Consider the following 13,601-nt stretch of genomic DNA (forward strand, 5'->3'; position numbering starts at 1 on the left):
TCCCGAAACAGCGCCCAACTCCTGTTCCATCTGCTCTCCAAGCTCTACGAGCGGACCTCGGTGCTGGTGACGACAAACCTGACGTTCGGCGAATGGGCGCAAGTCTTCGGAGACGCCAAGATGACCACGGCGCTCTTGGACCGTGTGACGCATCACTGCGAGATCATCGAGACTGGCAATGATAGCTGGAGGCTCAAGCACAGAAGCCAATGAGGCGCCCCCTCCCCGATTAGATGGAGGGCGGACATCAACATCGAGGGGGTCAATTTTGGACGCTGATTGGGGGTCACTTTTCGGTGCTGTTTGACACCCAGGCCGGCTCCTCGTGGTGCATGTTGCCGGACTGTGCGCAAGTTCGGGTTCGGAGCGACAAGTAGCTATTCTATACGACATTAGTATAGAATCTGTGCGTGGCGCAACAAAACCCAAGTACGCATGGTTGGCAACTTCGGTAGCTCGGGAACTTCCCAAGGAGCCTTGTCGGCTCCCCGGGAAGTGGTGGCGAGGTGGAGTGGGCTAGCGGGGCCGGGTCAGGATGATCCGGTCGGGTTCGAACGTCACGTCAAAGCGCTGCCCGATGGCGAACTGCTGGTCAGCGGGCGCACCGTCGTTGTGGGCATTGATGGCGCTGTTCGCGATCATGATCATGCCACGCTCGTCCCTGTAAGGTCGCTTGTCGTCGGTGCCCTTGTCTAAGTCGAGGTCGTAGTCGTCCTTCTGCAGCCGCGAACAGCGAAAGATGCGTTCCATCCAGTAGGCGGAGATCTGCATCTCCTCAGCCCAGGTTGCAACGGGAATCATCTTTCCAGGGAACGCGCCCGCTTCGGCGGCGGTGACCAATGCGCGGGCGTAGTCAGCGATCTGCGCGTCGGTCAGCTTGCGGAGCTTCGCCGCCTTTTCGGTGGACTTGCTCGACTTAGCAGTGGTGCTCTTGGCCTTGGCCGGGTGAGCGAGAGGCGGGGTGGGCGTATTGTCGGAGGGGGCCGACACCGGAGTTTGAACCATGATTTTCTCCATAGTTCTTACTTGGGTCGGCGCGAACGATCGGGTATCTGGGCCAAATGTAGACCCTCTCGTTCGTTGCCGGGCGTATAATGATGGCCCATCGTTTTGGGTCGAACTCAAGAACCGCTTGGGCTCGACGGCTTCTTGGTACGCGGGCTGAAAGACCACGTCAAGAAAATTTTCAAAATTTTTTATTATCGTCGATTCTTCTCTGATAGGCAAGATTTTTTCGCCACCTCCGTTTTTGCAGGCGTCGGTCTGCCGGTGGAGGTGGTAGAGATGGTGGAGATGGTGGAGATAATTTTCAGAACTTTTTGCCGTTGGCAGCCGCTCCCTCCCGCCTCGACCTTGGGTTTCAGCGCGCGAGAAGGTTTTGCAGAAAATATCTCCACTATCTCCTCTCTGTCGGTGAAGTGCCGCAAACATAGGCGGTTATACCGGTGGAGGTGATGGAAGCCGATCTCCACCCGATGCCCACCGACCGCAACGGTGCCGTAGGGCAGCCGGCGAAGGGCGAGAGGGCGGACGCCTAGCGTGGGCGCATCTCCAGGTGCGGGGGCGTGTATGTGGGCAGAAAGGGGCGGTTAGGGTTGCGTCAGAAGGGGCGCGCTGTTTTCGGCCGCGCCGTCGATGTCGCCAGCGTCAGCCTCGAAGGCCTGGCTCCACTCGTCCCGGTCAAGCGTCAGAGGGAAGTCAGCCGGCATGTGCTCGGAGGCTGGGGCCAAGTCGATTTCCTGGTCGACGTCCGGTTCCGCAGGGCTGAGCCGGGTAAACGTCAACACACGTCCGATCTTGGCCGAACGCGAGAACTCGCACTGCCAGTCCGCGAGCTCCAAGTATTTGGTGATCTCCTTCAGGCGTCGCGAGAAGACGTTCGCTATTTTGGGCAAGACTCCCCGGCCGATCCCGCGCCTGGAAGCATACTCCCTGAGAGCATCCAAGACTTCCGAGACGTAGCCCTCCACCTCGCCGGTGCTGTTCAGGAAATCGACCAGCACGGTTGCGAAGTCGTCGTCCTCAAAGGCATTCTGCTGGGCACGCAGCGCAGCACGTTTGTGGGCCTTGATGAAGTCGTCCTGGCTATAGCCGAGGGCCAACGCGGCGACACAGGCCCAGGTGGCATGGTCGGCCATCCGGGGCAGGTTGGATGGTGGGGTGACCTTGCCATACAGGCCGAGCATCTTGGAGAGGTGGTCGCACATGCCGCCCAGGATGCCGGGCAGGTCTTGCGCGTATTCCCGTTTGATTTGGCTTTCAGGCCGGCGCGTATCCGGTGTCACGCGGTCAAGGGCAACCACGATGGCCCGGTCCAAGAAGTCGGGGGCGCTTGTCGGGAGTTCCAGGGCCGTGATGAGCATGGCTCGGTTGAGCTTGTAGGTGACCAGTTCGTCGTTCTTGTGCAGACGCCTTTTGGCAATGGACCCCGTTGTCGCTGCCAAGCACATGACATTCTCGACGTCCTTGGTGATGGTCGTCAGGTTGTCGAAAGCCGGGATGGCGTTTTGCTCGATGTACAGCGCCGCATCATCCACTTTTTTCTGGACGTAGGTGTGCATAGGGGCCGACGGGTCAAGCAGTCCTCGCAAGGCGGAAATCGACCCGGATTTGCAAGCTCCGGGCGCGCCGTGGAGGATAAGGGGGGCATGAGAGATACTCGAGATGGCGGCCACCAAGGGCCACGTCAAAACGAGCAGTTCGTCGTCCTTGGTCTTCAGGTTCAAGAACTTGAGGAGCTTGCGGTAGTCGCCGTTGTGAAGGGGGACCGGCAACGGCAGCATGTGGCCGTACCGGATGAACTTCACAGGCGGGTTCGTGACCACCTGCCAGCCGGACGAGGTGATATGCACGGCCCGGCCGGACTTGTCGCCGAGGTCGATGTAAATCTCGTCATCGACATGGGCGAAGCGGACATAGACTTCTTTGGTGATGCCTTGGCGTTCGCTTAAGTATTCAATTTTGTCACAGAATGTCTTCAGCTCGCGTTCCTTAGGAAGGCGGCCAGTAAGGTCAAAATAGGAGCCCTTGATTTGCTTCTTCAGGCCCGTCTCGCCAATCTTATAAGTGCGATAAATATTTTCAAAATTTATTGTCGCGTACCCGATGCCGTTCGGGTCGGTAAAAAGGTCAAGGTCACGAAGGATGGTGTCAAACGGGTCTTCGGGATCATCGTCCGCGTCGTCGAAGTTGGAAGTTTGGGCGTTGCCTTGAGGGGTGACCTGCTGGGGTGTAGAGCCACGCTTTTTGCTGGCCTCTAACGATTTCAGCTTCTGGGCAGCCGCTACGAACTTTTCCTTGATCGACTCGTTGACAGCTGCTTCGGCAGCCTCTTTCTTCCGTTTGAATTCATCAAAGGAAATCGCCATGTGGATATTCCTCATGGCCGATTTCTGCCATACGATACACGCCGCCGCACCTGGAGATGCGGCTCATCCGGCAAAGCCGGGAACACGTCTACTCGATTGCCAAAGAGCGGGCCTCCCCGGGGGGAAGGAAAAAACCTTCTGCCCGGAATCCCGCGTTGATGTCAAGAGGGCCGTGGGCCGAATTGGGCTGCCGCGAAAATAATTATGCCGTCGGGTGGTCTGATGTGGGGCCTGGGCCTAGTCGTCCTCGGGCAGCATGATCGTCATGACCGGCTCTCTTTGGTCGCCTGGGCCGATGGCCGCCACCACATGGACCGTGTCCCACCGCCCCGGTGCCATGAGGAAAAGGACGTCGAATTCGGCGCGGTCGCCGGTCCCGTTTCGAGATGCGGCGATCAGGGCGCGAAAGAGGAGGTCGTGAAGGCGGCCCTCGATGGACTGCCCTTCGCCTTCCAGCCCGGCCGGCGGCACCACATTGCTATTATAAAGATGGTCGGTGACCACCGTGGGCACCTTGAAGCCCACCTCGGCTGCGTGGGCGGTGACGTCGATCAGGACGCCGTCGGCTATGGCCTGGGCGCGAGTGTAACTGAAAATGATCGGCCAGTCGTCCATGGCAAGTTCTCCCTCGGGGCAAGTTCGCGGTTACTTGTAAAACTTCGGGTCGTCCCTGGTGACCTTCAGGTCGTTGAACCGGCCACGGACGTTCCGTCCTTCTTTGTTGATTGCATTTGGAACATTGTCCCGACCAACAATGACACTGCTGAAGTTGATGGCCTACCAGGACGTCAGTCGTCGTTCCTGGCTGTTGCAACCATCTGGTCAATGTGTTCCCGAAAGCTTGTCGCGAGGTGCATGCCGATTTCAGCCCATCGGCGCACAAAGACGCCCTGCACGCCTGAATCTGCCGCGCCCATGACGTCGAACAGGTGCTCGATCGGAAGAAACCGTTGGGTGATCTCCTCCAGAATTTCAGGTGGAATTCCGTGCGGTTTTGCGTCGGTGGGCATGTTCACCTCGTGGACCAGGGATGGGACCCGGAAAAGGTATCCTGGGCCACGGCCCCGGTCACGGGCCCTCCGAAGAAAACAGGCATTGGGCCGGGGCGGGGTCGCCCTGCGATTTGGGGAAACAGGTGGGGATTTGGCCCTGGTCCCTTGGGAACGGCCCAGGGCCGGGCGTAGGGCGCGCGCCTGGGGGATGTCTGGGGCAGGGGCTTGGGGCATGGCCAGGGGCATCGGGCGGCGGCCGGCAGTGTTTGTCAGGAGTTCCCCTGTGTTGTGAAAATGGCATCAATTTGGTGGGTTACGGTTTTCCTTGCGAAATATCGAGGGAATTGGATAGTTAATACTGTTTCGGCGTACTGGTGCTCTTGGTCTTGTCCTTTTCTGATAAAGATGGTCAGGAAAGAGGCTTTGATTTCAGTTTGAGAGGTTTCTTGTTTCGATAAGTCGGAAGTTGTTATAGAACGCGGATGCGTAAAGGCGAAGTCCTGCATGGATAAGAAATCCCTGAGCGAACGTGATGTTTGTACGAAGTTCATCACCCCGGCCTTGGTCAAGGCAGGTTGGGATAAGATGCTTCAAGTTCGAGAGGAAGTGAGCTTCACCAAAGGTCGCATCATCGTTCGAGGAAAACTTGTTTCCAGGGGAAAAGGGAAACGCGCCGACTACATCCTCTATTACAAGCCGAACATTCCCATCGCCATTATCGAGGCCAAGGACAACAACCACTGTGTTGGCGACGGGATGCAGCAAGCCCTCGAATATGCCGAAACACTCGGCATCCCCTTCGTCTTCTCCTCCAACGGCGACGGGTTCGTTTTTCATGACAAGACCGGCCTTCGCCCCGAGAAGGAAGTAAATCTGGGGCTGGATGCTTTCCCCGCACCTGCCGAGCTTTGGGGTATCTACCGCCGCTGGAAGGGGATCACCCCTGACGCAGAGCGAATTGTCCTCCAGGATTATTTTGATGACGGCAGCGGCAAGACCCCGAGGTACTATCAGGTCAATGCCGTCAACGCCGCCGTCGAGGCCATCGCCAAGGGGCAAAACCGCATCCTCTTGGTCATGGCGACCGGCACCGGCAAGACCTACACCGCTTTCCAGATCATCTGGCGGCTGTGGAAGGCCGGCTGCAAAAAGCGCATCCTGTTTTTGGCCGACCGGAACGTGCTCATCGACCAGACCATGGTCAACGACTTCCGTCCCTTCGGTTCGGTCATGGCCAAGCTGAGCACGGGGACCAAGACGATCGAGCGCGCCGGCGGCACCGAAACCGAACTGCCCACGGCCATCGACAAGAAGCGCCGGATCGACACTGCCTATGAGGTCTACCTGGGCCTCTATCAGGCTATCACTGGCCCCGAGGATCGCCAGAAGCTCTACCGGGAGTTCTCGCCCGGGTTCTTCGACCTCATCGTCATCGACGAATGCCACCGGGGCAGTGCGGCCGAAGATTCCGCATGGCGCGAGATTTTGGAGCATTTTTCTTCAGCCACCCAGATCGGCTTGACCGCCACGCCGAAGGAAACCGAATACGTCTCGAATATCAAGTACTTCGGCGACCCTGTGTATAGTTACTCGCTGAAGGAAGGAATTAAGGACGGTTTTCTTGCTCCGTATAAGGTCGTTAAGGTTCATATCGATCGAGACGTTCAAGGATATCGCCCTGAAAAGGGTAAGCTCGATATCTTCGGCAATGAAATTGAAGATCGGGTTTATAACCAAAAAGATTTCGACCGTAACTTGGTTATTGATGGTCGAACAAAGCTGATTGCCAAGAAAGTTTCAGATTTTCTTCGAGAAAGTGGAGATCGATTTCAGAAAACGATCATCTTCTGCCTTGATCAAGAACATGCTGCTCGTATGCGGCAAGCCCTCGTCAACGAGAACAAAGACCTTTATGATGAAAACCCGAAGTATGTGATGCGCATTACTGGTGGAGATACAGACGGTTGCGCCCAGCTTGGGAACTTCATCGACCCCGAGTCCAAGTATCCCGTTCTGGTGACGACTTCCCGTCTTCTCTCGACCGGAGTTGACGCCCAGACCTGCCGGCTCATCGTGCTTGAGCGGGAAATTAAGTCCATGACCGAGTTTAAGCAGATTGTCGGTCGTGGCACCCGCATCCACGAGGACACCAAGAAATACTACTTCACGATCATCGACTTCAGAGGCGCGACTAACCTCTTCGCCGATCCTGACTTCGACGGCGCTCCGGTCCAAATTTACGAGCCCGGCGAGGATGACCCTGTTGATCCTCCGATTGACGTGCCGCCGCCGGATGATGGCGAGACACCGCTGCCGCCGGAGCCGGGTGATGATGAGGACGTACTGGTCGATCCCGATCCTCCTGGCATCGAAGGCCCTGTTGACCCGCCCCGCAAAATTTACGTGGATGGTGTTGCCGTCGCCATCGTGGCCGAACGGGTCGAATACCTCGACGAGCAAGGGAAACTCATCACCGAGAGCCTGCGCGATTTTACGAAGAAGGCCCTGAAAAAGCACTTCGCCAGCCTCGAGAACTTCTTGCAGCGATGGAACACGGCCGAGCGCAAGCAGGCCATCCTCGAAGAACTTGCTAACGAGGGCCTGCCCCTGGAACCGTTGGTCGAGGAAGTCAACAAGGACCTGGACCCCTTCGATCTTATCTGCCACGTCGCCTTCGATCAGCCGCCCTTGACGCGGCGCGAGCGTGCGGAAAACGTCCGCAAACGCGATGTCTTCACGAAATATGGCCCCCAGGCCAGGGCCGTGCTTGAAGCCCTTCTCGAAAAATATCAGGATGCCGGCGTCCTTGCCTTGGACGACCCCAGCTTGCTCAAAATTGCCCCCTTCGATGCCATGGGCACCCCGATGCAGCTTATCAAGCAGTTCGGGTCGCGTGCGGCCTTCGAGCAAGCTGTGCATGAGCTTCAAGGCGAATTGTACCACGAGGTTGCTTAACGAATGTCTGTCCGCAACGTAGTCAAGTCCATTCAAGATCTCATGCGCCAGGATGTTGGCGTTGATGGTGATGCCCAGCGAATTTCCCAGCTCTGCTGGATGTTTTTCCTGAAAATCCTCGATGATCAGGACCAGGAACTTGAACTTCTCAAGACAGATTATCAGTCGCCGATCCCTGAGAAGTTCCAATGGCGCAATTGGGCTGCCGATCCTGAGGGTATTACTGGCGATGAATTGCTGAACTTCGTCAACAGTGAACTCTTTCCGGCCTTTAAGGACCTTCAGGTCCTTGGGGCTTCCGGTGGTCGACGTCGGGTCGTTCGCGAAGTTTTCGAAGATGCCTACAACTACATGAAGTCCGGTCAACTCATGCGGCAGGTCATCAACAAGATTAATCAGGTCGACTTCAACGACTTGGCCGAGCGGCAGCACTTCGGCGACATCTACGAGCAGATTCTAAACGACCTCCAAAGTGCAGGGAATGCCGGCGAGTACTATACGCCCCGTGCCGTCACTGCCTTCATGGTGGACCGGATCGACCCTAAGCCCGGCGAAATGCTGCTTGACCCGGCCTGTGGTACCGGCGGTTTTCTCACCTGCGCTATTCGATATATGAAAGATCGGTACGTGAAGCGACGAGAAGATGACCAGCTCATGGAGGGATCTCTGCGAGCCGTGGAGAAAAAGCAGCTCCCCCACATGCTCTGCGTGACCAACATGCTCCTGCACGGCATCGAGGACCCGAGCTTCGTGCGCCACGACAACACCCTGGCCCGGCCCTACATCAGCTACAGCGCCAGTGACCGGGTGGATATCGTCGTCACCAACCCTCCCTTCGGCGGACGCGAGGAAGATGGCATCGAGTCGAACTTCCCGAAGCATTTTCAGACCAAAGAGACGGCCGACTTGTTTCTGGCTTTGATCATCCGGCTGCTCAAGCCAGGTGGTCGGGCCGCCGTGGTTCTCCCTGATGGCACCCTCTTCGGTGAGGGCGTCAAGGCCCGGCTGAAGGAACACCTCCTGGCGGAGTGCAACCTCCACACGATCGTGCGGTTGCCAAACAGCGTGTTCAAGCCATACGCCAGCATCGGCACCAACCTACTCTTTTTCGTCAAGGGCGAACCGACCAAGGACATCTGGTTCTACGAGCACTGTGTTCCCGAGGGTCAGAAAGCCTACTCGATGACCCGGCCGATTCGGTTCGAGCATCTCCAAGGATGCCGGGACTGGTGGGACAACCGCGAGGAAAACGAGGTCGCCTGGAAGGTCTCGGTCGATGAGGTTAAGGCCCGGGGCTACAACCTCGATTTCAAGAATCCGCACACCGAAGAAGACGACCTTGGTGACCCCGAGGAGCTTCTTGCCAAGTTGGCGCAGTCCGAGCAGGAGACCGCCCAACTTCGGGACCAATTAAAAGGTATCCTGGCGGAGGCGTTGCTTCGATGAATGCCGCCCGTCTGCTCGAATATTTCGACCGAATCGCCGAAGCTCCTGATGCTGTTTCTAGGTTGCGGAAGTTCATCCTTGACCTTGCAGTTCGTGGGAAGCTGGTTGAACAAGACCCGAATGATGAGCCCGCTTCGGAGTTGTTGAAGGCTATTCAGGGAAAAAAAGCTAGGCTTGAAAAACAAGGTGTCATAAAAAGTATAAAGAAAGTTCCACTTGTTGAAGATGATGAAGTTGAATTTAGCCTGCCAAGTAGCTGGTTGTGGACGCGTCTTAACGATATCACTCAGTATATTCAGCGTGGTAAGTCTCCGAAATACTCCAATGAAGAAGGTCCTCTAGTTATTTCGCAGAAATGTGTTCAATGGACTGGGCTAAATTTAGGCTTGGCGCGGTATATTACAAAAGAATCGATTTCTGAGTATGACGAAAGTAGATTTTTGCGGCAGGGTGATCTTCTTTGGAATTCAACGGGAACTGGTACAATTGGCAGAATAGTTAAGTTTACTTTAGATTATGATAGATTAGTATGCGACAGTCATGTGACAATTGTTCGTTGCTTGCTGGTAAGTCCTGAGTATGTCCGCCTATGGCTTATGTCAGATCATGTTTATGGGAATATTGAAGAACTTGCCTCGGGATCGACAAACCAAGTTGAACTCACCGCACAGATGGCGATAAATCAAGTTCTCCCTCTTCCTCCTCTCGCCGAACAACACCGAATAGTCGCCAAAGTCGATGAACTCATGGCACTTTGTGACCGGCTGGAGGCCTCCCAGGCAAAGCGGGAGAGCCGACGGGACAGGCTCGCATCTGCTTCCCTGAAACGCATTGGGCAGCCCGAGGACGTGGGCAACGGCGAGGATTTTCGGGAGAACGTGCGCTTTCACCTGCGCCACCTGCCGCGCCTTGCGACCCGTCCCGAGCATGTGAAGGAACTTCGGCAAACCATTCTCAACTTGGCAGTGCGTGGGAAGTTGGTGCCGCAAGACCCGAATGATGGGTCTGCTTCGGAGTTGTTGAAGAAGATTCACTTAGAGAAAGTTAAGTTAATTAGCTCAAGAAAATTTTTAAAAAGTGATTTAGAAGATACTACTGATGAAAAAAATGGTCCTTTTCAGCTTCCGATAGGATGGGCTTGGGCGAGGTTTCCTGAGCTTGGAATGTTCGGCAGGGGGAAGTCTAAACATAGACCTCGGAATGATGCAGTGCTTTTTGATGGCGGAACCCATTATTTTATTCAGACGGGGGATGTGGCAAGATCGAACGGTGTTATAAAGACATATACAAACAAGTATAACGAAATCGGTCTTGCCCAAAGCGCGAAATGGCCCGCCGGAACTCTGTGTATAACTATAGCTGCGAATATCGCCGATAGTGGAATACTTTCTTTTGACGCATGTTTTCCAGATAGTGTTGTAGGGTTTATTCCTGCTCGAGTTTATGACAACGCGAGGTATTTTGAGTACTTCGTGCGAACGGCAAAAGCTGATTTGCTTGAATTTGCTCCTGCGACTGCCCAGAAAAATATAAATCTTAACATACTTTGCTCAGTTTTGATACCGTTACCTCCTCTTGCCGAACAGCACCGCATCGTCGCCAAAGTCGACAAGTTGATGAACCTCTGCGACAAGTTGGAAGTTCATCTCGCCGCCAACCAGACGAATAAATCCAAGCTCCTCGAAGCGACGCTTTGCGATGCCCTGGGCGTCACGTGCCTTCCCGTCAGCCGACCGAGCCGGTCAGCGCCTTCCCTGAAACGGGTGGCGGTTACGCATAGCGAACAGCCGTCCAAACCCATTGCGCCGCGTCCTGGCCCCGTTGAGACGCTTACGGCGGCCGTACAGGGCAGCCTGATCGAGCAGCCGACGCCGCAGGTTGGAAAGCCCCGGGCGGCAAATGGTGACGTCCCAGGGGCGATCCTGGCTCAGATGCAGCCCGGCCAGGAGTACTCGCGTGCCCAGCTTGCCGAAGCCCTCGGCCTTTCGGTCTACGAGTGGAATATGGCCATACGGGAGCTGAAGGAGAGCAGGCGAGTCGTGCAGACCGGGGAGCGACGAGGGGCGCGGTACCGGATTAATTAGGGATAGTCTGGTTCGATATAATTCATTCACTGGGCACTGAATCGAGGTAGTTATGAAGTTTATTCAGCTTGCAGATCAAGACTATTACCTTCGACAAGGAGATCTCGATGGGGCTTGTGGCCCATATGCTGTAATCATGGCACTACTTGCGCTTGGTGTGGTAGAGCGTACCAATCTAGACGAGTATGTTTATGGTCAAATGGATGGCAGGACAAGGCTGGGTAAGATTTTTTCATACTATGATAATTTTAATAAAAGATTCTTTAATGATGGAACGTGCCTATCAGACCTTGTAAACGCTTTAAACAAAAGCTACTCGCAACAAATTTCTGTCAGCACATTTGGTGATGGAGGTTTTAGGCAAAAAATAGAATTTATTCAGAGATCTATTGGTCGAGGTGATGCAATTATAATGATGATAAATTTGGAGGGTTATTCCCATTGGGTTGTTTGTGTTGGATATCAAGATGCTAATGTCATTACAAGACTGTGTCTTTTAGATAGTGGCGAAAATTCAAGTTGCCACCGCTATAATGCAAAAATAGAGTTTACGAATAGGCGGAAGAATCCAGTTTGTCTTTATCAAGGAAGTAGTAGAGAAAAAAAGCGATGTCAAATCGAAGAAGCAATATTTTCTATGTGTTGGACTGGTGCAAAAATTGACGCGAACTATGAATGACTTGTTTTGAACTGCCTAGAGACTATTTGTAGCCATGTAATTTTCGAGCTTAATGTTTGAAAAATCAAACCTGGAAAAATTAGGATGACCATTTGGAGTAAAGGACTACTATGGCAATATGGTTGGTTCGCGCAGGTTCCCATGGCGAATATGAGCAGAAGTTCATCCAGGAGAACCGCGTCTACGTGACATGGGATGGACTTGATGCCGATCTCCGCAAGTTGCATGAGCGCAAGGAGCTTATTGATCTCATGGGGCGTATCTATCCTGATGCCAAACCCAGGACGATCCAGAACTGGGCGAGCCAAGTTTGGCCTTTTGCCCATGAAATCAAGCAAGGCGATCTTGTTGTAGTTCCTTTCAAATCCCAATGGGTGATCTACATCGGTGAAGTCGTTAGCGATTACCACTTTGAACCAGGAGGTCCGAACCCGTATTACCATTGGCGATCGGTGAAATGGGTTGGCGAGGCCATTCCCCGGTCGAGCTTCAGTCAGGACATCCTCTACACCTTCGGCGCGTTCATGACGATTTGCCGGGTGCAGCGCAACGACGCCGAAGCCCGCATCAACGCCATGCGCGCCAATAATTGGCAGCCGGAGTCCTTGCGGGCCGCGACCGTGCAGCCGACGGCAACGGATGAAGAGGGTGTCGCCGAAGGTCCGGCGGACCTTGAGGAGCTTGCACGAGACCAAATTGCCCGCGCCATCGAGGCGAAATTCAAGGGGCATGACCTGACGCGGCTTGTCGAGGCTGTTCTGGAAGCCCAGGGGTACACGACCTATCGCAGCCCGGAAGGGGCCGATGGCGGAGCTGATATTCTTGCCGGGGCCGGTCCTCATGGATTTGGCCAGCCACGGCTTTGCGTCGAGGTGAAGTCTGGTTCGACGCCTACCGACCGGCCGACCGTCGACAAGTTGCTGGGAGCTGTCACCAAGTTCGGAGCCACGGAGGGACTCTTCGTGTCTTGGGGAGGTTTCAAACCAAATGTACAAAAGGAACTCGCCGCAAGTTTCTTCCGAGTAAGGCTTTGGTCGCAGAAGGAATTACTTGAGCAGTTATTCTCGACGTACGAAGAACTCGATGCAGATTTGAAGGCAGAGCTTCCGCTAAAACGGATATGGACTGTTACTCCGCAAGATCAGTGATGGTACATAGCTGGCTATATACTGAGAAGTTTGTGAAATCCTTGCGAACTATTTTTGCACAAATTTCCCCATGGATAACGCTGCAATCTGGATAATATCTGGAGAACCGTTTCCCTTCGTCACCAGGCAGGGTATGTCGGAAAAATGTTATCATTCCCAAAAAATCTTTAATGATTTCAACGCGCAGATCAGGTGCCCGGCCCATGGGGTTCAGGGGGTCGGAGGTTCAAATCCTCTCATCCCGACCAGTTATTTCAAGAAATTGGGGCAGTTAGCGAAACCCGCTAGCGGCCCCTTTTTCGTTGTTCAGGGGGTCGGTGTCACAACCGCCGTTGGCCTACCGTTGGCATTCAAGGGATGTTTTCGATACATCTCTTCGCGCCGCCGGTCGAACCTTATGATCGTCTCCACTAGCAGCATCTCCTCGCGATACCCCTTGTGCCTCTGTTGATCCGAGACATCTAAGGGGGCTATCGAGGGGGTCAATATTCCATGCTGGTAGACAAGACGATCTTGCCGTTCGAATCCTGCGGCGCGAAGAACCTCTCCACTTTTAGCCGGCAACAGTTTTTTTGCGGAATATCGGGGAAAACGGATAGTTAATACTGTTTCTGCAAGCAGGCGGAACTTGCTTGCTTGACGCTCTCTGGCGACTCTTCGGGCTTCCAACAGGATGATATCATTGTGGAGCTTCTTACTCGACATCGCCCTTGTGTTTCGAGTATCTTCGGAATGTGAGCTTTCCTTTTTACCTTGACTGTTTGTGCAGACGCCTTAAAAATATTGCATAATTGGCGTTGGCCGTGGAGTGAATGTGTCCGTTTGCTTATCCATCTTCGCCATGGCAGGCCTCTCCGTCTTGCTGGCCGTTGCTTTGTCGTTTGCTGCATGTAACAGGGGAGGCGTACTCCCCGGGCTCGCGCTCGACA

Annotated in this window: 11 protein-coding genes; 6 read left to right on the top strand and 5 right to left on the bottom strand. The window is 54.6% G+C overall.

What is annotated here, in order from left to right:
• A partial coding sequence (locus Q368_RS0117720; protein WP_029460381.1) for an ATP-binding protein occupies window positions 1-213 on the top strand: 213 nt, incomplete at its 5' end.
• Between the two features lie 303 nt (window positions 214-516).
• Here the strand turns inward: Q368_RS0117720 and Q368_RS0117725 are convergent.
• From Q368_RS0117725 to Q368_RS25915, 5 genes are all read right to left on the bottom strand, one after another.
• Window positions 517-1,017, bottom strand: a complete 501-nt coding sequence (locus Q368_RS0117725) for a hypothetical protein (RefSeq protein WP_162179662.1) — start codon at window positions 1,015-1,017, stop codon at window positions 517-519.
• Between the two features lie 572 nt (window positions 1,018-1,589).
• Window positions 1,590-3,368, bottom strand: coding sequence for a hypothetical protein (locus tag Q368_RS0117730; protein WP_029460383.1), 1,779 nt, complete (start codon window positions 3,366-3,368; stop codon window positions 1,590-1,592).
• 237 nt (window positions 3,369-3,605) lie between these two features.
• Complete coding sequence (locus Q368_RS0117735) at window positions 3,606-3,983, bottom strand: DUF6573 family protein (protein WP_029460384.1); 378 nt, start codon at window positions 3,981-3,983, stop codon at window positions 3,606-3,608.
• 173 nt (window positions 3,984-4,156) lie between these two features.
• Complete coding sequence (locus Q368_RS0117740) at window positions 4,157-4,378, bottom strand: hypothetical protein (protein ID WP_029460385.1); 222 nt, start codon at window positions 4,376-4,378, stop codon at window positions 4,157-4,159.
• A 251-nt stretch (window positions 4,379-4,629) separates the two neighbouring features.
• Window positions 4,630-4,866: a hypothetical protein gene (locus Q368_RS25915; RefSeq protein WP_156955785.1), complete on the bottom strand. Its 237-nt coding sequence runs from the start codon at window positions 4,864-4,866 to the stop codon at window positions 4,630-4,632.
• On the opposite strand from Q368_RS25915, the gene hsdR reads away from it, so the two are divergent.
• The 5 genes from hsdR (at window position 4,865) to Q368_RS0117765 (ending at window position 12,672) form a co-directional block, all read left to right on the top strand.
• Window positions 4,865-7,315 (top strand): EcoAI/FtnUII family type I restriction enzme subunit R, encoded by a 2,451-nt coding sequence (gene hsdR / locus Q368_RS0117745; protein WP_029460386.1) that lies wholly within the window; start codon window positions 4,865-4,867, stop codon window positions 7,313-7,315. The two genes, Q368_RS25915 and hsdR, sit on opposite strands and share 2 nt — an antisense overlap.
• Before the next feature lie 3 nt (window positions 7,316-7,318).
• Window positions 7,319-8,761 (top strand): type I restriction-modification system subunit M, encoded by a 1,443-nt coding sequence (locus Q368_RS0117750; protein ID WP_029460387.1) that lies wholly within the window; start codon window positions 7,319-7,321, stop codon window positions 8,759-8,761.
• Window positions 8,758-10,845, top strand: a complete 2,088-nt coding sequence (locus Q368_RS24890; RefSeq protein WP_084158884.1) for a restriction endonuclease subunit S — start codon at window positions 8,758-8,760, stop codon at window positions 10,843-10,845. The genes Q368_RS0117750 and Q368_RS24890 overlap by 4 nt, the downstream gene beginning before the upstream one ends.
• A gap of 52 nt (window positions 10,846-10,897) precedes the next feature.
• Window positions 10,898-11,524 carry a cysteine peptidase family C39 domain-containing protein gene (locus tag Q368_RS24895; protein WP_084158885.1) on the top strand — a complete coding sequence of 209 codons (627 nt, stop codon included), beginning with the start codon at window positions 10,898-10,900 and terminating at the stop codon, window positions 11,522-11,524.
• 110 nt (window positions 11,525-11,634) lie between these two features.
• On the top strand, window positions 11,635-12,672 hold the full coding sequence (locus Q368_RS0117765; protein WP_029460390.1) for a restriction endonuclease: 1,038 nt from the start codon (window positions 11,635-11,637) through the stop codon (window positions 12,670-12,672).
• The last annotated feature ends 929 nt before the right edge of the window (window positions 12,673-13,601 follow it).

It is taken from the genome of Solidesulfovibrio alcoholivorans DSM 5433, from assembly GCF_000702665.1.
In the GTDB taxonomy this organism is placed as follows: domain Bacteria; phylum Desulfobacterota; class Desulfovibrionia; order Desulfovibrionales; family Desulfovibrionaceae; genus Solidesulfovibrio; species Solidesulfovibrio alcoholivorans.

Excerpts from the sequence above, each read along its gene's own strand:
- Q368_RS0117725 (WP_162179662.1), bottom strand. The coding sequence starts at position 1,017 with ATGGAGAAAATCATGGTTCAAACTCCGGTGTCGGCCCCCTCCGACAAT.
- Q368_RS0117730 (WP_029460383.1), bottom strand. The coding sequence starts at position 3,368 with ATGGCGATTTCCTTTGATGAATTCAAACGGAAGAAAGAGGCTGCCGAA.
- Q368_RS0117735 (WP_029460384.1), bottom strand. The coding sequence starts at position 3,983 with ATGGACGACTGGCCGATCATTTTCAGTTACACTCGCGCCCAGGCCATA.
- Q368_RS0117740 (WP_029460385.1), bottom strand. The coding sequence starts at position 4,378 with ATGCCCACCGACGCAAAACCGCACGGAATTCCACCTGAAATTCTGGAG.
- hsdR (WP_029460386.1), top strand. The coding sequence starts at position 4,865 with ATGGATAAGAAATCCCTGAGCGAACGTGATGTTTGTACGAAGTTCATC.
- Q368_RS25915 (WP_156955785.1), bottom strand. The coding sequence starts at position 4,866 with ATGCAGGACTTCGCCTTTACGCATCCGCGTTCTATAACAACTTCCGAC.
- Q368_RS0117750 (WP_029460387.1), top strand. The coding sequence starts at position 7,319 with ATGTCTGTCCGCAACGTAGTCAAGTCCATTCAAGATCTCATGCGCCAG.
- Q368_RS24890 (WP_084158884.1), top strand. The coding sequence starts at position 8,758 with ATGAATGCCGCCCGTCTGCTCGAATATTTCGACCGAATCGCCGAAGCT.
- Q368_RS24895 (WP_084158885.1), top strand. The coding sequence starts at position 10,898 with ATGAAGTTTATTCAGCTTGCAGATCAAGACTATTACCTTCGACAAGGA.
- Q368_RS0117765 (WP_029460390.1), top strand. The coding sequence starts at position 11,635 with ATGGCAATATGGTTGGTTCGCGCAGGTTCCCATGGCGAATATGAGCAG.